Source organism: Methylosinus sp. R-45379 (assembly GCF_001644125.1).
In the GTDB taxonomy this organism is placed as follows: domain Bacteria; phylum Pseudomonadota; class Alphaproteobacteria; order Rhizobiales; family Beijerinckiaceae; genus Methylosinus.
The window spans coordinates 92,944-115,805 of record NZ_LUUM01000276.1 but is presented as its reverse complement, the minus strand read 5'-3'; the positions used below and the strand labels follow the sequence as shown (position 1 = coordinate 115,805).

The 22,862-nt window shown below is 65.5% G+C and carries 22 protein-coding genes; 17 read left to right on the top strand and 5 right to left on the bottom strand.

The window, feature by feature from the left end; translation table 11 throughout:
* The first annotated feature begins 94 nt into the window (after window positions 1-94).
* The gene (gene fabD / locus A1351_RS18500) at window positions 95-1,042 is read left to right on the top strand and encodes an ACP S-malonyltransferase (RefSeq protein WP_024878153.1); all 948 of its coding nucleotides are present in this window, start codon (window positions 95-97) and stop codon (window positions 1,040-1,042) included.
* A 62-nt stretch (window positions 1,043-1,104) separates the two neighbouring features.
* Here fabD and A1351_RS18495 read toward each other — a convergent pair whose 3' ends face one another.
* A complete protein-coding gene (locus A1351_RS18495; protein ID WP_024878154.1) occupies window positions 1,105-1,902 on the bottom strand; it encodes an outer membrane protein in 798 nt (265 codons plus the stop codon).
* Between the two features lie 371 nt (window positions 1,903-2,273).
* Between A1351_RS18495 and fabG the strand changes: the two genes are divergently transcribed.
* The 10 genes from fabG to A1351_RS18450 all read left to right on the top strand — a co-directional run bounded on the left by fabG (window position 2,274) and on the right by A1351_RS18450 (window position 10,978).
* A complete protein-coding gene (gene fabG / locus A1351_RS18490) occupies window positions 2,274-3,011 on the top strand; it encodes a 3-oxoacyl-[acyl-carrier-protein] reductase (protein WP_018267301.1) in 738 nt (245 codons plus the stop codon).
* A 266-nt stretch (window positions 3,012-3,277) separates the two neighbouring features.
* Window positions 3,278-3,517, top strand: coding sequence for an acyl carrier protein (locus A1351_RS18485; RefSeq protein WP_024878155.1), 240 nt, complete (start codon window positions 3,278-3,280; stop codon window positions 3,515-3,517).
* Between the two features lie 97 nt (window positions 3,518-3,614).
* A complete protein-coding gene (gene fabF / locus A1351_RS18480) occupies window positions 3,615-4,877 on the top strand; it encodes a beta-ketoacyl-ACP synthase II (RefSeq protein ID WP_024878156.1) in 1,263 nt (420 codons plus the stop codon).
* 220 nt (window positions 4,878-5,097) lie between these two features.
* The gene (gene mltG / locus A1351_RS18475; RefSeq protein WP_064033663.1) at window positions 5,098-6,933 is read left to right on the top strand and encodes an endolytic transglycosylase MltG; all 1,836 of its coding nucleotides are present in this window, start codon (window positions 5,098-5,100) and stop codon (window positions 6,931-6,933) included.
* A 60-nt stretch (window positions 6,934-6,993) separates the two neighbouring features.
* A complete protein-coding gene (locus A1351_RS18470; RefSeq protein WP_064033662.1) occupies window positions 6,994-7,881 on the top strand; it encodes a YicC/YloC family endoribonuclease in 888 nt (295 codons plus the stop codon).
* 72 nt (window positions 7,882-7,953) lie between these two features.
* The gene (gmk, locus tag A1351_RS18465; RefSeq protein WP_064033661.1) at window positions 7,954-8,592 is read left to right on the top strand and encodes a guanylate kinase; all 639 of its coding nucleotides are present in this window, start codon (window positions 7,954-7,956) and stop codon (window positions 8,590-8,592) included.
* A 6-nt stretch (window positions 8,593-8,598) separates the two neighbouring features.
* Window positions 8,599-9,042 carry a hypothetical protein gene (locus A1351_RS24900; protein ID WP_157096373.1) on the top strand — a complete coding sequence of 148 codons (444 nt, stop codon included), beginning with the start codon at window positions 8,599-8,601 and terminating at the stop codon, window positions 9,040-9,042.
* 197 nt (window positions 9,043-9,239) lie between these two features.
* Window positions 9,240-9,581, top strand: a complete 342-nt coding sequence (locus A1351_RS18460) for a hypothetical protein (RefSeq protein ID WP_064033660.1) — start codon at window positions 9,240-9,242, stop codon at window positions 9,579-9,581.
* 217 nt (window positions 9,582-9,798) lie between these two features.
* Window positions 9,799-10,134 (top strand): cupredoxin domain-containing protein, encoded by a 336-nt coding sequence (locus A1351_RS18455; protein ID WP_064033659.1) that lies wholly within the window; start codon window positions 9,799-9,801, stop codon window positions 10,132-10,134.
* A gap of 10 nt (window positions 10,135-10,144) precedes the next feature.
* On the top strand, window positions 10,145-10,978 hold the full coding sequence (locus A1351_RS18450; RefSeq protein ID WP_064033658.1) for an FTR1 family protein: 834 nt from the start codon (window positions 10,145-10,147) through the stop codon (window positions 10,976-10,978).
* 79 nt (window positions 10,979-11,057) lie between these two features.
* Here the strand turns inward: A1351_RS18450 and A1351_RS18445 are convergent, their stop codons facing one another.
* Complete coding sequence (locus tag A1351_RS18445) at window positions 11,058-12,440, bottom strand: class II 3-deoxy-7-phosphoheptulonate synthase (RefSeq protein WP_064033657.1); 1,383 nt, start codon at window positions 12,438-12,440, stop codon at window positions 11,058-11,060.
* Window positions 12,441-12,602: 162 nt separating this feature from the next.
* On the opposite strand from A1351_RS18445, the gene A1351_RS18440 reads away from it, so the two are divergent.
* From A1351_RS18440 to A1351_RS18420, 5 genes are all read left to right on the top strand, one after another.
* Complete coding sequence (locus tag A1351_RS18440; protein WP_157096372.1) at window positions 12,603-13,088, top strand: hypothetical protein; 486 nt, start codon at window positions 12,603-12,605, stop codon at window positions 13,086-13,088.
* Entirely contained in the window at window positions 13,085-14,032 is a 948-nt protein-coding gene (locus A1351_RS24895) for a hypothetical protein (protein ID WP_157096371.1), read from the top strand. The genes A1351_RS18440 and A1351_RS24895 overlap by 4 nt, the downstream gene beginning before the upstream one ends.
* Window positions 14,033-14,230: 198 nt before the next feature.
* Window positions 14,231-15,424, top strand: coding sequence for an acyltransferase (locus A1351_RS18430; RefSeq protein WP_064033654.1), 1,194 nt, complete (start codon window positions 14,231-14,233; stop codon window positions 15,422-15,424).
* Window positions 15,425-15,487: 63 nt separating this feature from the next.
* The gene (locus A1351_RS18425; RefSeq protein ID WP_064033653.1) at window positions 15,488-16,705 is read left to right on the top strand and encodes an acyltransferase; all 1,218 of its coding nucleotides are present in this window, start codon (window positions 15,488-15,490) and stop codon (window positions 16,703-16,705) included.
* Between the two features lie 111 nt (window positions 16,706-16,816).
* Window positions 16,817-17,821 carry a CorA family divalent cation transporter gene (locus A1351_RS18420; RefSeq protein ID WP_245291681.1) on the top strand — a complete coding sequence of 335 codons (1,005 nt, stop codon included), beginning with the start codon at window positions 16,817-16,819 and terminating at the stop codon, window positions 17,819-17,821.
* Window positions 17,822-17,842: 21 nt separating this feature from the next.
* Here the strand turns inward: A1351_RS18420 and purQ are convergent, their stop codons facing one another.
* From purQ to A1351_RS18405, 3 genes are all read right to left on the bottom strand, one after another.
* Entirely contained in the window at window positions 17,843-18,529 is a 687-nt protein-coding gene (purQ, locus tag A1351_RS18415) for a phosphoribosylformylglycinamidine synthase subunit PurQ (protein WP_064033651.1), read from the bottom strand.
* A 4-nt stretch (window positions 18,530-18,533) separates the two neighbouring features.
* Window positions 18,534-18,770: a phosphoribosylformylglycinamidine synthase subunit PurS gene (purS, locus tag A1351_RS18410; protein WP_026599801.1), complete on the bottom strand. Its 237-nt coding sequence runs from the start codon at window positions 18,768-18,770 to the stop codon at window positions 18,534-18,536.
* A 104-nt stretch (window positions 18,771-18,874) separates the two neighbouring features.
* Window positions 18,875-19,753, bottom strand: a complete 879-nt coding sequence (locus A1351_RS18405; protein ID WP_064033650.1) for a hypothetical protein — start codon at window positions 19,751-19,753, stop codon at window positions 18,875-18,877.
* Between the two features lie 180 nt (window positions 19,754-19,933).
* Here A1351_RS18405 and A1351_RS18400 point away from each other — a divergent pair, with 180 nt between their 5' ends.
* Complete coding sequence (locus A1351_RS18400; protein ID WP_064033649.1) at window positions 19,934-22,783, top strand: AMP-binding protein; 2,850 nt, start codon at window positions 19,934-19,936, stop codon at window positions 22,781-22,783.
* The last annotated feature ends 79 nt before the right edge of the window (window positions 22,784-22,862 follow it).

The window sequence follows — 22,862 nt, the reverse complement described above, 5'->3', positions numbered from 1 at the left end:
CCGGGCCTCTGTATTTCGGCCGATCCGGCTTGACACCCGTCCGCGCCTGCGTCACTCGGCGCTCGTCAATCCAAAATGAGGGGACGAGCAGCGCATGGCGAAGGCATTCGTGTTTCCGGGGCAGGGGTCGCAGGCGGTCGGCATGGGCAAGGCGCTCGGCGAGGCCTTTCCTCAGGCGCGCGCCGTCTATGAGGAAGTGGACGCCGCCCTCGGCGCGCCGCTCTCCAAGATCATGTTCGAAGGCCCGGAAGCCGAGCTGACGCTCACCGCCAACGCCCAGCCGGCGCTGATGGCGGTCTCCCTCGCCGCCATTCGCGTGCTCGAGGCCGAGGCCGGGCTCGATCTTTCCCGCGACGCCAAATTCGTCGCCGGCCATTCGCTCGGCGAATATTCGGCGCTCGCCGCCGCCGGGGCGCTCTCCATTGCCGACACTGCGCGGCTGTTGCGGCTGCGCGGCCAGGCCATGCAGGCCGCGGTTCCGGTCGGCGCGGGCGCGATGGCCGCGCTCATCGGCGTTGATTTCGACGCCGCCCGCGCGATCGCCGAGGCGGCCGCCGAGGCCGAAGGGGTGGTCTGCCAGGTCGCCAATGACAATGGCGGCGGCCAGATCGTCGTCTCCGGCGCCAAGGCCGCGGTCGAGAAGGCGATTCTCATCGCCAAGGAGCGGGGCGTGAAGCGCGCCGTGTCGCTGCCCGTCTCCGCGCCCTTCCATTGCGCGCTGATGCAGCCCGCCGCCGACGCCATGCGCGAGGCGCTGGCGACGACCACGATTCTCGCGCCCAAGGTCCCCGTCGTCGCCAATGTGACCGCGAGCCCGATCATTTCGCCGGACGATATCCGTCGCCTTCTGGTGGAGCAGGTGACCGGCACGGTGCGCTGGCGGGAATGCGTCGCCCATATGGCGAGCGCGGGCGTCGACAAATTCGTCGAATGCGGCGCCGGCAAGGTGCTGACCGGCCTGCTGAAGCGAATCGCCTCCGAGGCGAAGGGCCTCAATGTGGGCGCGCCGGAAGATCTCGACGCCTATCGCGCCTTCGTCTGACGTAAAAAAAAGCCCGGCCGCGAGGGCCGGGCTCTTCGTCCCGAGAGGAGGAGGGGGACGCTTCAGTATCTCGCCACCACGGGAGCGGGGGTGAAGAGATTGAAGTGATAGTTGATGCCGGCGCGCACAGTGTTGATGCGCGTGTGGCGGTTCCAATTGGAGCCCCAGGTCGTGGCGGGGAGCTGCGGGAACAGAACTGGACCCAGCACACCCCAATTATTGTTGTTATTGTTGTCGTTGAGCTCCGTGTAGAGATATTCGATCTTGGCCGACCAATTGGGCAGGAAGGCCCATTCGACGCCGCCGCCGGCCGTCCAGCCGCCGCGCACGTCATTGTTATTGTTGTTGCCCCACCAGAAGCCGCCGTTGAACGGATGTCTCACCTCGCCATAGGCGAAGCCGCCGGTGCCGTAGATCAGCAGGCGCGAATCGAGCAGCGCCAGGCCGAGGCGGCCGCGCACCGTGCCGAACCACGGAACCTTGGCGCGATCGACGCCGCCCAAGCCGCCCCACCAATTATTGTTGTTGTTGCCGCTGCCGATGCTGGTGCCCTGAATATCGCTCTCGAGACCAACGACGAAGAGCGGCGAAATCTGATAGTTCCAGCCGATCTGGCCACCGCCGACAACGCCGCCGCTGGTGTTGTTGCTGTTGTTGTTCCAGCCCCAATTATTGTTGTTGTTGCCGCGATCGAGCCAGCCGCCGCCGAGGTTCAAACCAACATAGGGGCCGGTCCAGGAGAAAGCCGGCGGCGGGACGAAGGCGACGGCGACTTCCTTGCGAGAGGGCAGATCAGCGGCGCTGGCCGATCCGGCGAGCAGAGCCGAAAAGACCGCGAGAAGGGAAATCCTGGTTTTCATTAGATGGCTCCTCAATCCTCTATAAAGCGGCGCAAGCACGCCAAACACGCCGTTCGACCCCACCAACGCAAGCATTCGAACCGCTGCGGGCGAAGATTTCGTAAATCCCTGACACTGTAAACGCCGAAAAAGGCTATAAACGATCCCGCCGGCCATTTCTTTTGTCGGTGTGATAAAAAAGCACCCCTAAGTAATTTTGGATACATTATTTTTATACTATAACTGAGGCCGACCCGCTCTCCGCAAAACTACCTAATGCGACATAGAGGCCGGCGAGGCGGCGAGATTGCGCGCCGCGCGCGCGGCGCCCTATAGAGGCGCATAGAGTTTCGCGAAGCCGCGCGAGCACAGCGGCGGCGAGGGGGAGAGAGATGTTCGATCTGAGCGGCAAGACGGCGCTGGTCACCGGCGCGAGCGGCGGCATCGGCCGGGACATCGCGCGCGCCCTGCACAAGAGCGGCGCGGTCGTGGCGCTTTCGGGCACGCGCGAGGAAGCGCTCGCGACGCTGGCTTCCGAGCTCGGCGAGCGAGTCCATATTCTCCCCTGCGACCTTTCCGACAAGGCGCAGGCCGAGGCGCTGGTCCCGGCGGCGGAAAAGGCCATGGGCGGGCTCGACATTCTGGTCAACAACGCCGGCATTACCCGCGACATGCTGTTCATGCGCCTCAAGGACGAGGATTGGGACGCGGTGCTGAACGTCAATCTCACCTCGGCCTTCCGCCTGTCGCGAGCGGCGCTGCGCGGCATGATGCGCAAGCGCTTCGGCCGCATCATCGGCATCACCTCGGTCGTCGGCGTCACCGGCAACGCGGGCCAGGGGAATTACGCCGCCGCCAAGGCCGGCATGATCGGCATGACCAAATCATTGGCGGCCGAGGTCGCCTCGCGCGGCATAACCGTCAATTGCGTGGCGCCCGGCTTTATCGAGAGCCCGATGACCGACGCGCTGAACGAGACGCAGAAACAGACGATTCTGCGCGCCGTGCCGGCCGGGAGGCTGGGGACGGGCGCGGATGTCGCGGCCGCCGTCGTCTATCTCTCGAGCGACGAATCGGCCTACGTCACCGGCCAGACGCTGCATGTGAACGGCGGCATGGCGATGATCTGAAAGCTTAGGATTTGCTGCGGGGCGCCTCTCGCCACGGCGAATTAATTATGCTACCAGACGCGTCGCTGGCCGGGGGCGACGCCGCAAAGAGCAATTCGGGCTGGCGAAAAAGCTCGCCTCCTGATGGCGACGTTTCCGCGGGTCGCGCGAGCGAAACCGCAGAAATGTGACGTAGTTTACCCCTGAAACGATCGAGCGCGGTCCGAGCCGGACTCTGGATCCGCCAAATCGGTGTCAGCAGATCGATCGAACGAGGATCAGAGCAGATGAGCGATATCGCCCCGCGCGTTAAGAGTATCGTTGTCGAACATCTCGGCGTCAAAGAAGAAGAGGTGAAGCCGGAGGCGTCTTTCGTCGACGATCTCGGGGCCGATTCTCTCGATACCGTCGAGCTGGTCATGGCCTTCGAGGAGGAGTTCGGCGTCGAGATCCCGGACGAAGAGGCCGAGAAGATCAACACCGTCGGCGACGCGATCAACTATCTCGAAAAAGCCAAAGCGGCTTGAGGCCACTGGCCGACGCGACGCGGATCGTCGAACGATCCGCGCTTCCGCGTTTTCGAGATTTTCAATGAACTGCAAGGCATAGCTCTCGAGAGAATCCATGCGCAGGGTGGTGGTCACCGGACTCGGCATCGTTTCGCCGTTGGGCTGTGGCGTGGACGTCAATTGGCGGCGGCTGATCGCCGGAGAACACGGCTTTCGCCGCATCGACACCTTCGAGGCGTCGGATCTCCCGTGTCAGATAGCAGGTTTCGTGCCGCGCGGCGACGGTTCCAATGGAACCTTCGATCCGGACGCCTGGTTCGAGCCGAAGGAACAGCGCAAAGTCGACGACTTCATTATCTATGGAGTCGCTGCGGCCACTCAGGCGCTGGCCGACGCCGGATGGAAGGCGGACACGTCGGAGAAGCAGAATACGACCGGCGTGCTGATCGGCTCCGGCATCGGCGGGCTCGGCGGCATTTATGAGACGTCCATCACGTTGAAGGAGAAAGGCCCGCGACGCGTGTCGCCCTTCTTCATCTCGGGCCGCATCATCAATCTGGCTTCCGGCTATGTGTCGATCATGCACGGCCTCAAAGGGCCGAATCACGCGGTCGTCACCGCCTGCTCCACCGGCGCGCACGCCATTGGCGATGCGGGCCGGCTGATCGCCCTCGGCGAGGCGGAGGTGATGGTGGCGGGCGGCGCCGAATCGCCGGTCAATCGCATCGGCGTCGCGGGCTTTGCGGCCTGCAAGGCGCTGTCCACCGGCTTCAACGATCGTCCCGAGGCCGGCTCGCGCCCCTATGATCGCGATCGCGATGGCTTCGTGATGGGCGAGGGCGCCGGCTGCGTCGTCCTCGAATCCTATGAGCACGCCGTGGCGCGCGGCGCGCGAATTTACGCCGAGCTGATCGGCTATGGCATGTCCGGCGACGCCTATCACATAACGGCCCCCGCGCCGGATGGCGACGGCGCCTATCGCTGCATGGAGATCGCGCTGAAGCGCGCCGGCCTGCGCGTGTCGGATGTCGATTATGTGAACTCCCACGGCACCTCGACGCCGCTCGGCGACGAGATCGAGCTGCAGGCCGTGCATCGCCTCATCGGCAATGAGGCTCCCAGCCTGTCCATGTCCTCGACCAAATCGGCGATCGGGCATCTGCTCGGCGCGGCGGGCGCCGTGGAGGCGATCTATTCCATTCTGGCGCTCACCCATGGCGTCGCGCCGCCCACGCGCAATCTGGACAATCCCTCGGTCGCGACCGAAATAGACCTCGTGCCGCACAAGGCGCGTGAGCGTAAGATCGATATCGTCTTGTCCAACTCCTTTGGTTTCGGCGGCACAAACGCGTCCCTCGTCTTCCGGCGTCCGCAGTAGCGGGGCCGCCGCGCCTTCGGTCGCGGCTGTGGACGTGGGAGCGTTCCTGATTTCGCCACAAAGAACGATAGGGTAACGGACGCGCAAGCGCCGTAAAGTCGTCGCAATCCTCCTCGGCGAGCCGCCGAGGCGGCGTTTTGTTTGTCGGTCCGTCGCGTTTTTCTGGTCGGTGTGATCCGAATCACGACACGGCCCGGAACCAAAGAGACGGAGTTTCCCGATGAGCGATGCTCCCAACGATTCGTCCGAGACGCCGAAGGACGGCGCATCCGAGGCCAAGGGGCCGGACGCGAAGGGTCAGGAGGCCGAGGGCCAGCCGTCTCAGAGCCGCGAATCCTCCTCTTTCTTTCGCCGCCGCGCCAGCCTGCGCAGCTCCGGCGGCGCGGACGCTCCGCCGCCGCCCCCGCCGCGCCGCAAGCGCGAGGGAACGCTCTCCGCGCTCAGCAGCCTGCTCTCGCTGCTGCTGGTCGTCGCCGTCGCCGGCGTTTTCGGTCTCATCGCCGTGCTGCACAAGCTGCGCGAGCCCGGCCCGCTCGCCGCCGAGAAGATCGTCTATATCGCCCCGCATAGCGATGTTCCCGAGATTATGGCGCAGCTCGAGCGCGATGGCGTCATCGACAATCCCATGCTGATGAACATCGCTCTGCTGATCGAGGGCGTGCGCGGCAAGCTGAAGCCCGGCGAATACGCCTTCAAGCAGAACGCCAGCCTGCGCGAGGTGATGGACGAGCTCATCAACGGCCGCCAGATTCTGCATGGCGTGACCATTCCCGAGGGGCTGACGACGGATCAGATCGTCTCGCGCCTGCGCGAGAGCGATGTGCTCGCCGGCGACATGGCGGAACTGCCCAAGGAGGGCGCGCTGCTGCCGGAGACCTATAAGGTCGCGCGCGGCTATCCGCGCGCCAAGCTGCTGCTGAAAATGCAGGAGGATCAGCGCAAGCTGCTCGATCAGATCTGGGCGCGCCGCAATCCCGACCTTCCCGTCAAGACGCCCTTCGAGCTGGTGACGCTCGCCTCCATCGTCGAAAAGGAGACCGGCAAGGCCGATGAGCGGCCGCGCGTCGCCGCCGTCTTCGTCAATCGTCTGCGCAAGGGCATGCGGCTGCAGTCGGACCCCACCATCGTCTACGGCCTCGTCGGCGGGCGCGCGACGCTCGGCCGCGGAATTTTGAAGTCCGAAGTCGAGAAGTGGACGCCCTATAACACCTATGCGATCGAGGGCCTGCCGCCGGGGCCGATCGCCAATCCGGGCCGCGCGGCGCTGGAGGCCGTCGCCAATCCCTCGCGCACGCAGGAGCTCTATTTCGTCGCCGACGGAACCGGCGGCCATGTCTTCGCCGAGACGCTCGAGCAGCATTCGCGCAACGTCCAGCGCTGGCGGCAGATCGAGAAGGATCGCGCCTTGGGCGTCGATCGTCTGGAGCCTGGCGCCGTCGTCGGGCCGACGCAGCCCGCCCCGCGGGAAAAGCGCGGCGACGCGGCTTTCGGCCGGCTCGTGGCGCTGGCCGATGCGCAGATGGAGACTGTGACGGCGGCCGATCCGCGCCATGGCGCGCTGAAGCGAATCGGCGCCGCTCTGCCGTCCATCCCGTTCGAATATGCGGGCGACAATGAGGAGAGCCTGCGGCTCACGGCCGAGCGCGCCGCTGTGGCGCTCGTCGCGCCGCCGCTGTTCACCACGCAATTCGCCCAGCGCGCCCAGCCCGAGGCGCGCGCCGCCGTCACGATGATCGCCGCCGCGGCGGACGACTCACAGGCCGGCTCCGACGAGCTGGCCGAGGACGATGGTCTCGATTCGGCGAGCTATCCGGTTTCCGCCGCTCTGCGCGCCGAGCAGCGCGCCCGCGCCGCGCGGCTGGGCTTGGCGGTCGAGGAGCGGCCCGTGGAGCGCCCCTTGCCGCTCTCCGCTTCGGCCGACGCCGGTCAGCCGCCGCGCGCCGCCCGCGCGCGCGCCTTCGACGCTTCGGAAGGCACGGCGCTCGATCCGTTGCGGGATCGCGGCTGGGATTTGAACTCCGCCAAGACCGTGCCGGATGTGGCGAAGTTTCGGTGATGGAAGCGCGTAGAGAGATCGCCGACCCGCTGCTCGCAATTCGCCCTACCTAGGATCGCAATGTCTCTCGCCAGCATGACCGGCTTCGCCCGCGCTCACGACAGTCTCGGACCGTGGCGCTACGCTTGGGAAATCAAGACCGTCAATTCCAAAGGGCTGGATCTGCGGCTGCGCGTCCCGCCCAATTTCGATGCGGTGGAGGTGAAGGCGCGCGCGCTCATCTCCGGCCGCATCGCTCGCGGCTCCTGCTTCGCCAATCTCACCGCGCGTCGCGACGACGCTGTGGTCGAGACGCGCATCAATCGCCCCGCGCTCGAGCGTCTGCTCAAGGCGCTGGACGATGTGCCGCTGCACGCATCCTTGCGGCCGGCTTCTCTCGACGGCCTGCTCGCCGTGCGCGGCATTGTCGAGGTGATAGAGCTGGAGGACGATGAGGAGCAGCGCAACGCCCTCGACGTGTGCGTGCTGGCGACTTTGGCGGAGGCGCTCGAGGCTTTGACCGCCTCGCGCGCTTCCGAAGGCGCGGCCATTGGCGATGTGCTGACGGCGCGGCTCGCGCGCATCGGCGAATTGACCGCGCAGGCGGAGGCGCTGCCCGGCCGCTCGGCCGAGGCGGTGCGCGCGCGGCTCGCGAGCCAGATCGCGGCGCTGCTGGAGACGGGCCATTCGTTCGATGCGCAGCGCCTGCATCAGGAGTCGGTGCTGCTCGCGGTAAAGGCCGACATTCGCGAGGAGCTGGACCGGCTGAAGGCCCATGTGGTCAGCGCCGGCGCGCTGATAGCGAAGGGCGGCCCGATCGGCCGCCGCCTCGATTTCCTCGCCCAGGAATTGTCGCGCGAGACCAACACGCTCTGCGCCAAATCCAACGATGGCGCGCTCACCGCCCTCGGCCTCGACCTCAAGATCGAGGTGGAGCAATGGCGCGAGCAGGTGCAGAATATTGAGTGAGGAGAAAATAGCGAATAGGGAGTAGCGCGAAAGACGCGCTCCATTCGCCACTCGCTATTCGCTGGACCTGAGATGCCCACAACGCCAGACCGCCGCGGAATCGTCCTCATACTCTCTTCGCCCTCCGGCGCGGGGAAGACGACGCTGACGCGCATGCTGCTGCAGAACCGTGAGCTCGACCTCACCCTCTCCATTTCGGTGACGACGCGGCCGCGCCGCTCGAGCGAGGTCGACGGCATCCATTATTCCTTCATCTCCAAGAGCCGCTTCGAGTCGATGCGCGACAATGGGGAATTGCTGGAATGGGCCGAGGTGCATGGCAATTATTACGGCACGCCGCGCGGGCCGGTGGATGAGATTTTGCGCGACGGCCGCGATGCGCTTTTCGATATCGATTATCAGGGCACGCAGCAGGTGCGCGACAAGATGGCCGCGGACACTGTCACCGTGTTCATTCTGCCGCCGTCGATGAAAGAGCTGCGCGCGCGTCTCGAGCGCCGCGCGGAAGATTCGCGCGAGGCGATCGAGCGCCGTCTCGAGAATGCGCGCAATGAGATTCAGCGCTGGAAGCATTACGATTATGTGCTGGTCAACGACGATCTGCAGCGCAGCTTCGACGATCTTCTCGCAATATTGCGCGCCGAGCGTCAGCGCCGGCCGCGGCGCCTGCCGGGCATAGAGGCCTTCGTCGCGCGCCTTTTGAGTGAGTGAGGCCCGATGCTTTATCGCGCCGTCATCTCCTCGATGCGCGTGATGTTTTGTATACTCGCCGTTTCGATCTTCGTCTTTTGCGTCGCTTTTGCCAAAGATTTGCTCGATACCGCCGTCGAATATCGGTGGGGATGCGCTTCGGTAAAAGAAGAAGTGGCCAGCGATGAGAGCGCAATTCGCCAAGTGAAGGATAATTATATTATTCAAGCATTCATGAAAAAACACCAGGGCGCGCTTAATTCAGAGGAATATGCTCGAGGATTGAATATTTCGTATGATCGCTCGAAAGACCATCGCGGCGGATGGATTATCGAACGCCGATGGGTGGGTTTTGGAAGAGAAATTCTCGACGTCGGCTTTCTATATGGATCGCCCGCTTCGGAGATAGAAATAGAGTGCACCATGATGCGGTGCGGTCCACGTCCTCGATGTCGCTCTATTGCGAATTGATTCCCACGGAGCCGTCGCCACTGCCGATCTGATCGGTTCTGGAGAGAGTGTCCGAGCCATTGCGAGCTTCACAGCGGCTTGCTTTCACAAAATTCGCCCGCGCGGTGAGAGGGTGGGAAATTTCGACTTGCTCGGCGCGTCGCCGACAGTCAATCATCCGCAGTCAGTCCGATAATGCGAGGAATTTCGGTTTCGCCATGACATCCGCAAAGCTCTTCGTCCCGATCATCGCGGCGCTGTGCCTCGCCGCCTGCAACTCCGCGCAGCCCGTCGCCGTTGCCGAGGCGCCGGCGCTCGCGACGCGCAACACGACGCCGGCGGGCTTCGAGCTTCCCGACGGCTCCGGCTGCGCGAACGCCATCCGCCGATATCGCGCGATCATGGACAATGACCTCGCCATGGGTCACGTGACTCAGGGCGTCTATGCGACGATCCAAAATGAGATCGCCGCCGCCGCCTCGGCCTGCTCGGTGGGGCGCGACGCTCAGGCCGTCGCTCTGGTGCATGCGAGCAAGGCGCGTCACGGCTATCCGGGCTGAGCGAGGCCGCGGCGTTTCGCCGAGTCCAGATTGGAAGCAATCTCAACTCGCGCCGTTGTGGCGCGGCGGCCCTTTAACTACCTTCATATTCAAGCTGTAGCGCATTCATGGGCGGGCCTCGCGACGTCCGCCTCGCGCATGACGGTGGGCCGGTTCTTGCTTCGCATCACGCGGGGCGTGGGCGAAGGCGTCGAAACGATTCATCGAAAGGCGTGAAATGACATCCTCCCGTATTCTTCTCGTCGCCGCCGTTCTCGCGGCGGGCGTCGGCGCCGCCGTCGCGGCCGACGAGACCTCTCTCGAAATCTCCATCAAGGATCATCGCTTCTCGACCGCCGAGCTGCATGCGCCCGCCGACAAGCCGATCACCATCGTCGTGAAGAATCTCGATTCGACGCCGGAGGAGTTCGAGAGCAAGGCGCTCAAGATCGAGAAAGTGGTCGCCGGCAAGGCCGAGATCACCGTGCGGGTGCGCCCGCTGAAGCCCGGCCGCTATCATTTCGTCGGCGAATATCACGAGGATACGGCCAAGGGCGAGCTCGTCGTCGAGTAAGGATCACACCATGCTGGGCGCACTCATCATCGTCTTTCGCGAGGTCATAGAGGCGGGTCTCGTCATCGGCATCGTGCTCGCGGTCACGCGCGGCGCGCGCGGCTCGCGAGCCTATGTCTTCGGCGGCGTGGCCGTGGGCGCGCTCGGCGCCGGCGTCGTCGCGCTGTTCGCCGATGCGCTGTCGCAGGCCGTCGCGGGCCGCGGGCAGGAGCTGTTCAACGCCGGCGTCCTCGCAGTGGCGGTGGTGATGCTCGCCTCGCACAACATTTGGATGGCGCGCCACGGCCGCGAGCTCGCCAGCGAGCTGGCGGCCGCCGGCCGCGCCGCCGTCTCGGGCGACAAATCCTTTTTGGCTCTGGCGCTGGTCGTCGCGCTCGCCGTGCTGCGCGAGGGCTCGGAGGTGGCGCTGTTCCTCTACGGAATCCTGGCTTCGGGAGAGACTGTGGCGGATCTCTTGGCGGGCGGCCTCGCCGGCCTCGTGCTCGGCGCCGGCGTCAGCGCGCTCACCTATTTCGGTCTCGTCACCATTCCGGCGCGGCATTTGTTCGCCGTGACGACGGCGATGATCACGCTGTTGGCGGCCGGTCTCGCGGCGCAATGCGCGGGCTTTCTGCAACAGGCCTGGATCGTCACCGCGCTCTCGCAGACGGTGTGGGACACATCCGGCGTGCTGCCGGATTCGAGCCTCTTCGGCCGCGTGCTGCATACGCTGATCGGCTATGTCGACCAGCCGACGGCATTGCAGGTCGTCGTCTATGTGGCGACGCTGGCGGCCATAGTCATCGCCACTCGCCTCGCCGCTCCGCGGCCGGGCGCCGCCAATGTCCACGCCGCGGCGGAGTGATACGGGCTTCCGGCTGATCGCTTCGCGCGGCATTTGCCGTCTTCCTTCTCCCCGCATTGCAGGGAGAAGGAGAAATTCTCTACTCCGCCGCCGCGTCCTGATCCCGCGCGCCGCGCGCCAGCCGCTCGGCCTTCAGCAATTCTGCGACGAGGAAGGCCACCTCTATCGCCTGCTCGGCGTTGAGGCGCGGATCGCAGGTCGTGTCGTAACGCACGCCCAGCTCCTGCTCGGAAATATCGCGCGCGCCGCCCATGCATTCGGTGACATTCTGCCCCGTCATCTCGAGGTGAATGCCGCCGGCGTAGGTGCCTTCGGCGCGGTGAACCTCGAAGAAATTGCGGATTTCCGCCATCACGCGATCGAAGGGCCGAGTCTTGCGGCCGCCGGCGCTGATCGTGTTGCCATGCATCGGGTCGCAGCACCACACGACATTGCGCCCCTCGCGGGCGACCGCGCGCAGGATCGGCGGCAGCGCCTCGGCGGCCTTGTCGGAGCCGAAACGGCAGATGAGCGTCAGCCGCCCCGGCTCGTTTTGCGGATCGAGCTTGTCGATGAGGCGCAGCAGCGCGTCCGGCTTCAGGCTCGGCCCGCATTTGAGGCCGATCGGGTTTTGCACGCCGCGGAGATATTCGATATGGGCGCCGTCCTCCTGGCGCGTGCGGTCGCCGATCCAGAGGAAATGGCCGGAGGTGGCGAAATAGCCGCCCTCGAGCGAATCGACGCGGGTCAGCGCCTGCTCATAGCCGAGCAGCAACGCCTCGTGAGAGGTGTAGAAATCCGTCTGCCGCAGCTCTGGATGATGCTCGGGATCGAGGCCGATGGCGCGCATGAAGCCGAGCGTCTCGCTGATGTGATCGGCGAGCTGCGAATAGCGATCCGAGAGCGGGCTGTTGCGCACGAAGCCCAGCATCCAGCGATGCGCATTGACGAGATTGGCGAAGCCGCCGGTGGCGAAGGCGCGGATGAGGTTGAGCGTCGCCGCCGATTGCCGATAGGCCATCAGCTGGCGCTGCGGATCGGGCGTGCGGGCGGCGGCGGTGAATTCAATGTCGTTGATGATGTCGCCGCGATAGCTCGGCAGCTCCAGCGCGCCCTGCTTCTCGGTGGGGGCGGAGCGCGGCTTGGCGAATTGGCCGGCGATGCGGCCGACCTTCACCACGGGCGAGGCCGCCGCATAGGTCAGCACCACCGCCATTTGCAGGAAGACGCGGAAGAAGTCGCGGATATTGTCGGCCGAATGCTCGCTGAAGCTCTCGGCGCAATCGCCGCCCTGCAGCAGAAAGGCGCGGCCGCCGGCGACCTCGGCGAGCGAGCGCTTGAGGCTGCGCGCCTCGCCGGCGAAGACGAGGGGCGGAAATCCGGCGAGCTGCCGCTCGACATCGGCGAGCGCCGCCTGATCCTGATAGATCGGCGTCTGCTCGATCGGTCTCGCTCTCCAGCTTCCGGGCGTCCAATTCTCCACTAGCCTGGCTCCTGCTCGCCGCTCCCCTGCGCGGCCCAGCTATACAGGAGCAAGCCCACAGAGGCGAGCTTTTGCCGCTGCGCTCGGCCCACGCATAGACCGGGGCAGTGATCGCCACGGTAGGTCTTGAGACATCTTAGCTGTCCGGCTATCGTCCGGCTCATGTTGCAGCGTCAGCCCGATTTCCCGCCACTTTTCGAATTAGGCTTCCACCATCTTTCGATGGAAGCCATTGAAGATAAATGTGTCAATCAATTCCCGTTATCTTCCACCAGGAAGTTAATCATGGAGGGGTTTCGAAGGTTCGTCGAACGGCTGGCCGATTGTGGGGTGGATGGGGAGATTTGGGTCGATGGGAGTTTTACGACCGAGAAAATCGATCCGAAGGATATCGATGTTGTCGTTCGTTGTGACGGCACACGATACAACGCCGATGAACGATATCGCGAAATTGTCAACTGGGTGATTGAAAATCAGAAGGCGGAACTCAAATGCGATTCCTATGCCCTGCTGGAATACCCTGAAGGGCACGAGCTTCATGAGGAAGGCGGTTGGTGGCACGCTTATTGGAAGGTCAAATGGGGGTTTAGTAGGGAAGAAGACCCTAAGGGTATCGTTGTGGTGAAGCTTGAAGGGGAGCCTAAATGAGACGGCTCGCGGAGATACAATACGACCTTCAAGATGTAGCAGCGGCGATCGCGCACGCTGAACGCACTGTTGCGAAGCATCCTAACGTTCCATCAGTCTTGGCAACCCTGCGAACAATTCAAAAGCGCAGGGAAAATCTGGAAGAGCAATTCGCCGCAGCAGCGGACGAAGTTGGCTTTGACTTGTGCAGCTACCGCATTGAGTTTGAAGATCAAAGGCAAGCAACAATTGCTGCCATAACGGCTGCGTTGAACTCGTTTCAGAAAATATTTACAAGTGTCTATCACGCTATAACAAACGGACCAAAGAAGACAGCGAAGGTAAGCGCCGAATCTTTAGATGCAACGGCGTTTGGATTTGCTTACACATTCCCGGGTTCGATAGGGTTTATGATGACTTTGGCTAACGAGCGACTCTTAATCGATAAAACTCCGCTCGATGAGGCAATGGGGCGCACGTTTGAGCTTATCAGTGCTGAGAGCAAAGAAAAAATTGAAGCAATGACTGAAATCGTCGGGCTCCCTGCTGTGCGTCAGACCCTCCAATGGGCCACGGAGAATGCGAAGGCTCGACTCGGAGCTGACATTGTGTGGCAGCGCTCACAAGACGCCAAGCTTGAAGTTCGTGTCCAACCGAAAGAAATATCCCGCCTCGCGGGCGCTTTGAGCGTGGCAATCGCCAAAGAAAATGGCGTCTATGTCGGCGAGCTGACCCAGGTCAACATGACAGAAAAAACATTTGAAATGGTTGTAGATGGAAAGCCTATTAGAGGAACCTTCGACAAGGCCATTAGTGCATCGAATCCAGTCCAGCTTCCTAAGTACTATGCCGCGACGATGACCATCAGCACGAAAGTAGCCGCGGTGGAAAACGAACCGGATACAAGCTACTTTTTAGTCCGACTCGAAGAACCCCGGACGACAGAGCTTCCTGTTATATTATGAGACGTATTCTAGTCACCCGAAGGCGCTCCTGACGCGGACGGAGTTCCCCTTGCGTTCAGCCGAACAATTTGAGTGGAGCAAGTCAGAGGAACTCTGCTGATGCCGGATGGCCGCGGACATGCGGTCTTTCCGCAAGATGACGCGGCGCGCTCCTTTCCCTAGCCTCGACGGCGCCCTTTTCGTACGAGCACTTTTTTCATGCCTGTCTTTTTATCGGATTTCATTCACGCCGCCCGTTGGCTCGCCGCTCTCGCCGTTCTGCTCGCCCACGCCAATGTGCTCATTTCCTTGAGCGACATAATGGTCGGGCCGCATGGGCCGCTGGTCTATCTCTGGTGGTTCCTGACCGCCTTCTCGCATCAGGCGGTGACGGTTTTCTTCGTGCTGTCGGGCTTTCTCGTCGGCGGCCGCGTCTTTGCGGCCATGGAGCGGCGGACGCCTTTCCTGCGCGCCTATTTCATCGATCGCTTCGCCCGCATTTATCTCGTGCTGATCCCGGCGCTGGCGCTGACCTTCGCCCTCGATGCGCTCGGCCGCGAGCTCTTCGCCGGCGCCGGCGTCTATGAGCTTCCCGGCCTCGAGGGCGCCTTCGAGCCCTCGCGCATTCTCTCGACGCTCGTCATGCAGCAGAATATCTGGGCCGGGCAGGCCGGCACAGACGGCCCTCTGTGGTCGCTGGCCTGCGAGTTCTGGTACTATCTGCTGTTCCCGCTGCTGGCGCTTCCCTTGGCGCGCGCCTATTCGGAGCCTGCACGCCTCGCCGCCTTCGCCCTCGGCGCGCTGCTGCTGCTACTCCTCTCGCTGCCGTCCTCGCGCGTGCCCTTCGGCTTCGCGCTGTGGACCATGGGCGCGCTCGCGGCCCGTGCGACGCGCCCGTTCCTCACCGGCAAATATCTGTCGCTGGGGATTTTTCTCGTTGCGCTCGTCGTCGGCCGCCTCGCTGCGCGCGGGCCTCTCTTCGAGGCGCATCCGGTTCTTCACGACATCGCCGACGCCCTCACCGCGGCGACGCTCGCCAATCTGCTGACGACGCTGCGCTTTACGGAAAGCGGCTTTGCTTTCGGACATTCGGCGCTGCATCGCCGGCTCGCGGATTTCTCCTTCTCGCTCTACGCCACGCATATGCCGATCGTTTTCTTCTTCTGGGCCGGAGCCGGCCATATTTTCGGCGCGGACTGGCACAAGCTTCTGCCGACGCCGACGCATTGGCTCGTCACGGCGGCGCTGCTCCTCGTCGCCGTCGCGACGGCCTTCGTCTTCTCGCGTGTGACCGAGGCGCATACGCCGGCGCTGCGGCGGCTTCTGCATGCGGCTGTCGCCGCGCTGGACCGGCGCGCGCGGCTCGGCGAGCGCGCCCGCTGGGTTGGCCAAGGTCGAGCCGAGGGGCTATAACTCGGCCCTGTCCTGCTTTTTTCATTTGGGGCGATCCGTTCGCTCCAAAGCCTTCGGAGACACATGCCCGTCCTCTTGTCGCAATTCATCGAGGCATGCCGTTGGGTGGGCGCGCTGCTGGTGCTCGCCGTCCATTCCACCAATATGTTCGTCAATCTCGCGGACATAATGAGCGCGCCCCATGCGGCGAGCGTCCACGCTTGGTGGTTCTTTGTCAGCTTCGAGCTCGGACATCAGGCCGTCGTCGGCTTCTTCGCCATTTCGGGCTATCTGGTCGGCGGCGCGGTGCTGGCGCAATTGCGCAAGGACAAGCCCTTTCTGCGCGATTATCTCATCCATCGTTTCGCGCGCATCTATGTGGTCCTTGCGCCGGCGCTGCTCGTCACTGCGGCGGTGGATTGGATCGGCCACAGCTGGTTCGGCGACAGCGGCGTCTATGACTGGCCGGTCTTCAAGGACCATTATCGCGCCGATCTCTTTCTCGGCTCGCTGGCCAATCTCTCGGCGATCTATTGCGATTTCTTCGGCACCAATGGGCCGCTCTGGTCGCTCGCCTGCGAGTTTTGGTATTACATCTCCTTCCCGCTGCTGCTGCTGCCCTTCGCCCGCGCCTATTCGCTGCGGACGCGCGCGGCGGGCTTCGCGCTCGGCCTCGCCATTCTGGTGGTGATGTCCATCCCCGCCGGCGGCTGGTTTCGTTTCGGCTATCTGCTCTGGGGCCTCGGCGCGCTGGCGACTTTGGCGCGGCGCCCGCTCGTCGAATCGCGCTGGATCGCGCTCGCGCTCTATGTCATGGCCGTCATCCCGATCCGCCTACTGGTGCGCGGCCCCAATCTCGAGGCATTCCCCTATCTCGCCGATCTCGCCGATACTTTGTCGGCCGTCCTCTTCCTCAATCTCGTGGTGACGCTGCGCTTCGGGCCGCAGCAGGGCTGGGCGCTGTTCCAGCCGCAGCTGCATCGGCGGCTCGCCGATTTCTCCTTCTCGCTCTACAGCGTCCATATGCCGGTGCTGATTCTGGCGCGCGCCCTGGCCGATCGGCATTTCGGCGCGCTATGGGCGCGCGAGCTGGCGACGCCCGTCCATTGGCTGGTGCTGGCGGCGGTAATGGCGGCGGCGGTCGTCTTCGGCTTCCTCTTCTCGCGCGTCACCGAGGCGCACACCAACGCCGCGCGGCGCGCGCTGCGCAAAGCCTTCGAGGCGGCGGAGGAGCGGCGGCGCCGGCGCTTCCCGCAGCCGATCGAGGAGCTCGAGCGCGCGCCGCAAAAAGCCGACGCATGAGCCTGAAGGTCATCCGTGCCGCCCCATGTCGACGAATCGTCGCATCCCTCCTCTAATGGCGAGGACCCGAGGCGGGCCGCCGAAGGCGCGCGCCCGCGGGGACGCATGAAAATGAAGACGATGCCGCCGGCCGGCGCGATCGCGGGCGATTCGCCCTTTCTCTGGGTCATGCGCTTCGATGCGGACAGCGTGGCGACGCTCGTCGCCGACCACGATTCCTCGCAGCTCGATGCGGACGCCGACGGCTATTTCTGGGTCCATCTCAATGTCGCAGACCTGCGCTATCGCGATTGGGTCGCCGGCCGCCAGCAAATGCCGGCCGAGGCGCGCGCGCTGCTCATCGATCAGGACAGCCATCAGCGGCTGGACGCCGACGAGCAGGCGCTGTGGGGCGTGATCGCCGATTACGGCCGCGATCTCGAGCGCGAGGAAGATGTGCTGCGTCCGCTGCGCGTCGTCGTCACCGAGCGCTGCATCGTCACCGCCCGCCGCTACGCCGTCGAATCGACCGCCGCCATTCGGCAGGCCGCGTTGGAGGGCCAGCGGCTGCCAACGCCGCTCGATCTCTTCGAGGCGCTGGTGACGCGCAGCCTCGTCTCCATGGACACCGGCCTCGAGAAGCTTCTCGCCAAATTCAACAAGATCGAGGATCGCGTGCTGGACGACGAGGCGCATGACGATCGGCGCGATCTCGGCGCGCTGCGCCGCCAGACGATCCGGCTGCGGCGCGAGCTCGCCGATGGGCAGCGCGTTTTTTCCCGGGCGGCGTTCTCGCCGCGCGTCACGCCGCCGACCCATGCGGCGCTGCGCCGGCTGACGCAGCGTTTCGATTCGCTGCAGCAGGAGCTGCAGGCGGTGGAGGAGCGCGCGCGCCTGCTGCAGGACGAGATCGTCTCCAATTTCACGGCGGAGACCAATCGCCAGCTCTATGTGCTGACCATTCTCGGCACGCTCTTGATGCCGCCGACTCTCGTCTCCGGCATCTTCGGCATGAACACGAAGAATCTGTTCTTCGCCGATAATGAGCAGGGGACGCTCTATGCGGCGGCGCTCTGCCTCGCCTCGGCCGCGGCGGCCTTTTTCGCGCTGATGTGGATCAAGCGCCGCGAGGGATAACGGAGCGCGCGCCGTTCAGCCTCACGCCGCCGCGAGGCTCTCGAACAATCCCCGGCCGTCGATTCCGCCGGCCAGCGGATCGATGAGATTTTCCGGGTGGGGCATCAGGCCGAGCACATTGCGGCGCTCGGAGAAGATTCCGGCGATATCGTTGCGTGAGCCGTTGGGATTGGCCTCGCCGCCGACGCGGCCGAGCGCATCGCAATAGCGGAAGGCGACTAGCCCCTCGCCCTCGAGCCGGGCGATCGTCTCGTCATCGGCCTCGTAATTGCCCTCGCCATGGGCGATGGCGACCTCGATCGTCTGGCCCTGCCGATAATGCCTGGTGAAGGCGGTGTCGGCGCGCTCGACGCGCAAATGCTGCATGCGGCAGACGAAGCGCAGATTGGCGTTGCGCATCAGCACGCCCGGCAGCAGCCCGCCCTCGCACAAAATCTGGAAGCCGTTGCAGACGCCGAGCGTCAGCCCGCCGCGCGCGGCATGGGCGCGCACCGCGTCCATAATGGCGGCGCGGCCGGCGATGGCGCCGCAGCGCAGATAATCGCCATAGGAGAAGCCGCCGGGCAGCACGACGAGATCCGTGCCCGCGGGCAGCTCGGTCTGCGAATGCCAGACCATAGCCGGCTCATGGCCGGTGGCCTGACGCAGCGCGCGCGCCATATCGCCTTCGCGATTGGAGCCCGGAAAGACGAGGACGGCGGCTTTCATGGGATCAGATCTCGATCTGGAAATTCTCGATGACGGTGTTGGCGAGCAGCTTCTCGCAAGCTGCGCGCAGCCGCGCCTCGGCGAGGGCGCGGTCGGAGCCCTCGAGCTCGATGTCGAACACCTTGCCCTGCCGCACGCCGCCGACGCCCTCGACGCCGAGCGAGGCGAGCGCGCCTTCTATGGCCTTGCCCTGCGGATCGAGCACGCCGTTCTTCAAGGTGACGATGACGCGGGCTTTCATGCGGCGGCTTCCCTGTTTGGGCTTCGGAGGCTGGCCGCAGGGTTAGCGGGGGACGCGCCGGAGCGCAAGAATTTCTGGGGGAGAGAATTTCCCGCCGTGACGCTTCAGGCCGAGCGCGCGCGCAGCGCGTAGACGAAGCCCATGGCGCCGAGCAGCGCGATCGTGGCGGCGAACACAGGCTGGCCGGCGGCGAGCGTCAGCATGACGGCGACGAAGGTCGCGACGCCGATGACCGTGGTGACGACGATAGAGCCGACCGGCGACGCCCCGCCCACGCTCGCAGCGCTGCGCCGGCGTGGCGGGCTGGCGACGGCCGAGACCACGGCCTGATAGGCGGGATCGAAATTGATGCGATCGATGAAGAGCGGCGGCGCGGCATAGGGAAAGCCGCCGGAGGGCGAAGCGAAATCGCGGTCATAGGCGGCGGCCTCGACGGCGCCCGGCCCTGTCTTGGTCACATAGAGGTCGATGGTCGCCGTGTCGCGCTCGCCGTCGCGGACCAGAAGGGCGGCGCGAATCGTCGGCGTGGCCTCGGCTGAATTGCGCGAGGGCAGGCGCGCGCGCGGAACGGTGTCGGCGGCGTCGAGGAATTCCCGCACCGTCTCGCCGCGCGCCTCCGCCGCCGCGCGCAGGGCGGTCTGCGCCTCGCGAATGACGATGCGCAGCGGAATGCGCTCGCCGATCAGGCGCGGCAGGCCGGCGAGCGCCGTCGCGCTCGGCCCATAGGCCGACCGCAAGGGCGCATTCTCGCCGGCGAGCGGCTCGTCGGATTCGGCGCCGAGCGGCATGGCGAAATTGCGATAGCCGGCGGGCAGCGCATCGCGCAGGCCGGGACCGGGCGGGGGCGGCGGCTTGGCGGCCGTCGCGGTCGTGACGCTCGTCTCCTCCTCCACCGCTTCGGCTTTCGCCGTGACCTGCGAGACGCGCGACAGCGCGCGCACGCTGGGCGCTCGAGAGGTGACGGCGGAAATCGGCGAAACCATGATTCGTGACCATCCATGGCGCGTCAGACGCGCACCCAGTTTCCGGCGTCCGCCTTGCGCGAGGCTGGCGTCAGCGCAACCGCAGCGATTATCCGCGGCCCATGTCGATGGCGGGTTACAGAAAAGAGTCGAATGCCGCCGACCTCGCTCTATCTGCCTCGAGAGCGAGAGGGGCTCCCAATGCATGCGGTCTCCAATTATCCGGGACGTCGGCGCGCTGCGCAGGAGGCGGCGCGGCGGGAGGTTTTCGCCGTCGTCGATTCGCTCGCCCGCGAGATGCATCCGCGGCGCGGCGCGCCGACGGAGATTTCGCTGTCCAGCCGGCTCGAGCAGGATCTCGGCGTCGACAGCCTGGCGCGCGCCGAATTGAACTTGCGGCTGGAGCGCGCCTTCCACGCCCCTCTGCCGCTCGAGGAGCTGGGCCGCGCCGATACGGTCGGCGATCTGCTGACGGCGCTGGAGAAGGCGCCCGGCGCCGAGCCGCCCTCCTTCTCCGAGCCTTCGCCCGGCGAGGCGCTGCCGCATATTCGCGCCGCCTTCGAGGCTAGGACGCTGACCGAGGCGCTGGACTGGCACGCCGCGCAAAATCCCGAGCGGCTGCATCTCACCTTTCTGCGCGACGCCGCGACGCCCGGCGGCGCGCTCACCTATTGGCGGCTCGCCGATGAGGCGCGGCGCGCGGCGGAGGGGCTCATCGCCCGCGATGTCGCGCCGGGCGACCGCATCGCGCTGATGTTGCCGACGGGCATCGATTTCTTCGTGGGCTTTTTCGGCGTGCTCTACGCCGGCGCCATTCCCGTGCCGATCTATCCGCCGATGCGCATGGCGCAGATCGAGGAGCATCTCACGCGGCAGATCGGCATTTTGCGCAATGCGGGGGTGCGGCTGCTCGTCACCACGCCGGAGGGTCTGCGCCTCGCCGGCCTCGCCCGCGGGCGTGTGGAGAGCTTGGAGGCGATCGTCTGCGTCGCTGATCTTACGAGCGGCGCCAATGGCGCGCCGCTGCCGCCGACGCGCGAGGCGGGCGCGACCGCCATGCTGCAATATACGTCCGGCAGCACGGGCGACCCCAAAGGCGTCGTGTTGAGCCACGCCAATCTTCTCGCCAATGTGCGCGCCATGGGCCTCGCCATCGGCGCCAGCTCGGCGGACAGCTTCGTGAGCTGGCTGCCGCTCTATCACGATATGGGGCTGATCGGCGCCTGGCTCGGCTGCCTGCATTTCGGCGCGCCGCTCTATGTCATGTCGCCGCTGACTTTTCTGTCGCGACCGGCGAGCTGGCTCGAGGCGATCGACCGCCATCGCGGCACGTTGAGCGCCGCGCCCAATTTCGCCTTCGAGCTCTGCCTCGACAAGATCGATCCGGCCCAGATCGAGGGGCTCGATCTTTGCTCGCTGCGCATGGTCGCCAATGGCGCCGAGCCCATCTCCCCGCGCACCATCCAGCGATTTGCCGAAAAATTCGCCAAATACGGCTTTCGGGCGGAGGCCATGGCGCCGGTCTATGGGCTCGCGGAAAATGCGGTCGGCCTCGCCTTTCCGCCGCCCGGCCGCGCGCCGGTCATCGACCGCATCTCCCGCGAGGCGCTGGCGACCGACGGCCGCGCCGAGCCGGCGGCGGAAGGCGCCGGCTCGCTGGAGATCGTCGGCTGCGGCGCCCCGCTGCCGGGCCATGAGATTCGCATCGTCGACGCCGCCGGCCGCGAGCTGTCGGAGCGCCGCGAGGGGCGGCTGGAGTTTCGCGGCCCCTCGGCCACGAAGGGCTATTTCCGCAATGAGGAGAAGACCAAATCGCTGATTCGAGGCGGCTGGCTCGACAGCGGCGATCGCGCCTATATGGCCGGCGGCGAGATCTTTGTGACCGGGCGGGTCAAGGACATTGTGATTCGCGCCGGGCGGCATCTCTATCCGCAGGAGATAGAGGAGGCCGTCGCCGCGCTTCCCGGCATTCGCAAGGGCTGCGTCGCCGCTTTCGGCGCGCCCGATGTGGAGACCGGCACGGAACGGCTGATCGTCGTCGCCGAGACCTATGAGACCGTGCCGGAAGCGCTGGGCGCGCTGGAGACCAAGGTTCAGACGGCGGTCGCCGCCGTTTGCGGCGCGCCGGCCGACGAGGTTCGCTTCCTTCCGCCGCGCTCCACGCCCAAAACCTCGAGCGGCAAGATTCGCCGCAGCGCCGCCAAGGCGCTGTTCGAGGAGGGTCGGCTCGGCGAGCCGCGCGGTCCGGTGTGGCTGCAGATCGGCCGGCTGGCGCTGCTCGGCCTATGGCCGGCGATCCGTGGCGCGGCGGGGCGGGCGGGCGAGCTCGCCTATGCCAGCTGGTGGTGGCTCGTCGTCTGCGCCGGCTATTTCGCCGTCTGGTGGGCGGTGATGATACTGCCCCGCCGCTCGCGCTGGCCCGCCGTGCGGAAGATCGCCGGCGCCATGCTCGGCGTCATTGGCGCGAAGGTCACGACAGAAGGGCTCGAGCGTCTACAGACGGGTGGCGCCGTGCTCGCCTTCAACCATTCGAGCTATGTCGATGTCATGCTGCTCGCCGCCCGCCTGCCGGGCGAGCCGGCCTTCGTCGCCAAGAAGGAGCTGGCCGCGCAGATTTTCGCCGGGCCGTTCCTGCGCCGGCTCGGGGCGCTTTTCGTCGAGCGCTACGATATTGCCGCGAGCGTCGCCGATGCGGAGAGCCTCGTCGCGGCGGCGCGCGAGGGACGCAATCTGGTGTTCTTCCCGGAGGGGACTTTCACGCGGCGGGCCGGGCTCTGCGGCTTCTATCTCGGCGCGTTCAAGATCGCCGCCGAGGCGGAGCTGTCGGTCTATCCGGGCGTCTTGCGCGGAACCCGCGGCATGTTGCGCGGCGGCCAATGGTTCCCGCGCCGCTCGGCGCTGTCGCTCGCCATTTTGCCGCCGATACGGGCGGGCGGGAGCGACTTCATCTGCGCGCTGCGGCTGCGGGATCATGTCCGCGCCGCCATCCTCGCGCGCTGCAAGGAGCCGGATTTGAGCGAGCTGTCTAAACCGAGGCGGGGGGATGCGTAGCGGAGGCCCCCTTCCCAGCCCTCCCCCGCTTTGCGGGAGAGGGAGCAGATTCCGCGCGCTTCATCGCTATTTCGCGCGT

Excerpts from the sequence above, each read along its gene's own strand:
- fabD (WP_024878153.1), top strand. The coding sequence starts at position 95 with ATGGCGAAGGCATTCGTGTTTCCGGGGCAGGGGTCGCAGGCGGTCGGC.
- A1351_RS18495 (WP_024878154.1), bottom strand. The coding sequence starts at position 1,902 with ATGAAAACCAGGATTTCCCTTCTCGCGGTCTTTTCGGCTCTGCTCGCC.
- fabG (WP_018267301.1), top strand. The coding sequence starts at position 2,274 with ATGTTCGATCTGAGCGGCAAGACGGCGCTGGTCACCGGCGCGAGCGGC.
- A1351_RS18485 (WP_024878155.1), top strand. The coding sequence starts at position 3,278 with ATGAGCGATATCGCCCCGCGCGTTAAGAGTATCGTTGTCGAACATCTC.
- fabF (WP_024878156.1), top strand. The coding sequence starts at position 3,615 with ATGCGCAGGGTGGTGGTCACCGGACTCGGCATCGTTTCGCCGTTGGGC.
- mltG (WP_064033663.1), top strand. The coding sequence starts at position 5,098 with ATGAGCGATGCTCCCAACGATTCGTCCGAGACGCCGAAGGACGGCGCA.
- A1351_RS18470 (WP_064033662.1), top strand. The coding sequence starts at position 6,994 with ATGTCTCTCGCCAGCATGACCGGCTTCGCCCGCGCTCACGACAGTCTC.
- gmk (WP_064033661.1), top strand. The coding sequence starts at position 7,954 with ATGCCCACAACGCCAGACCGCCGCGGAATCGTCCTCATACTCTCTTCG.
- A1351_RS24900 (WP_157096373.1), top strand. The coding sequence starts at position 8,599 with ATGCTTTATCGCGCCGTCATCTCCTCGATGCGCGTGATGTTTTGTATA.
- A1351_RS18460 (WP_064033660.1), top strand. The coding sequence starts at position 9,240 with ATGACATCCGCAAAGCTCTTCGTCCCGATCATCGCGGCGCTGTGCCTC.
- A1351_RS18455 (WP_064033659.1), top strand. The coding sequence starts at position 9,799 with ATGACATCCTCCCGTATTCTTCTCGTCGCCGCCGTTCTCGCGGCGGGC.
- A1351_RS18450 (WP_064033658.1), top strand. The coding sequence starts at position 10,145 with ATGCTGGGCGCACTCATCATCGTCTTTCGCGAGGTCATAGAGGCGGGT.
- A1351_RS18440 (WP_157096372.1), top strand. The coding sequence starts at position 12,603 with ATGTTGCAGCGTCAGCCCGATTTCCCGCCACTTTTCGAATTAGGCTTC.
- A1351_RS24895 (WP_157096371.1), top strand. The coding sequence starts at position 13,085 with ATGAGACGGCTCGCGGAGATACAATACGACCTTCAAGATGTAGCAGCG.
- A1351_RS18430 (WP_064033654.1), top strand. The coding sequence starts at position 14,231 with ATGCCTGTCTTTTTATCGGATTTCATTCACGCCGCCCGTTGGCTCGCC.
- A1351_RS18425 (WP_064033653.1), top strand. The coding sequence starts at position 15,488 with ATGCCCGTCCTCTTGTCGCAATTCATCGAGGCATGCCGTTGGGTGGGC.
- A1351_RS18420 (WP_245291681.1), top strand. The coding sequence starts at position 16,817 with ATGAAGACGATGCCGCCGGCCGGCGCGATCGCGGGCGATTCGCCCTTT.
- purQ (WP_064033651.1), bottom strand. The coding sequence starts at position 18,529 with ATGAAAGCCGCCGTCCTCGTCTTTCCGGGCTCCAATCGCGAAGGCGAT.
- purS (WP_026599801.1), bottom strand. The coding sequence starts at position 18,770 with ATGAAAGCCCGCGTCATCGTCACCTTGAAGAACGGCGTGCTCGATCCG.
- A1351_RS18405 (WP_064033650.1), bottom strand. The coding sequence starts at position 19,753 with ATGGTTTCGCCGATTTCCGCCGTCACCTCTCGAGCGCCCAGCGTGCGC.
- A1351_RS18400 (WP_064033649.1), top strand. The coding sequence starts at position 19,934 with ATGCATGCGGTCTCCAATTATCCGGGACGTCGGCGCGCTGCGCAGGAG.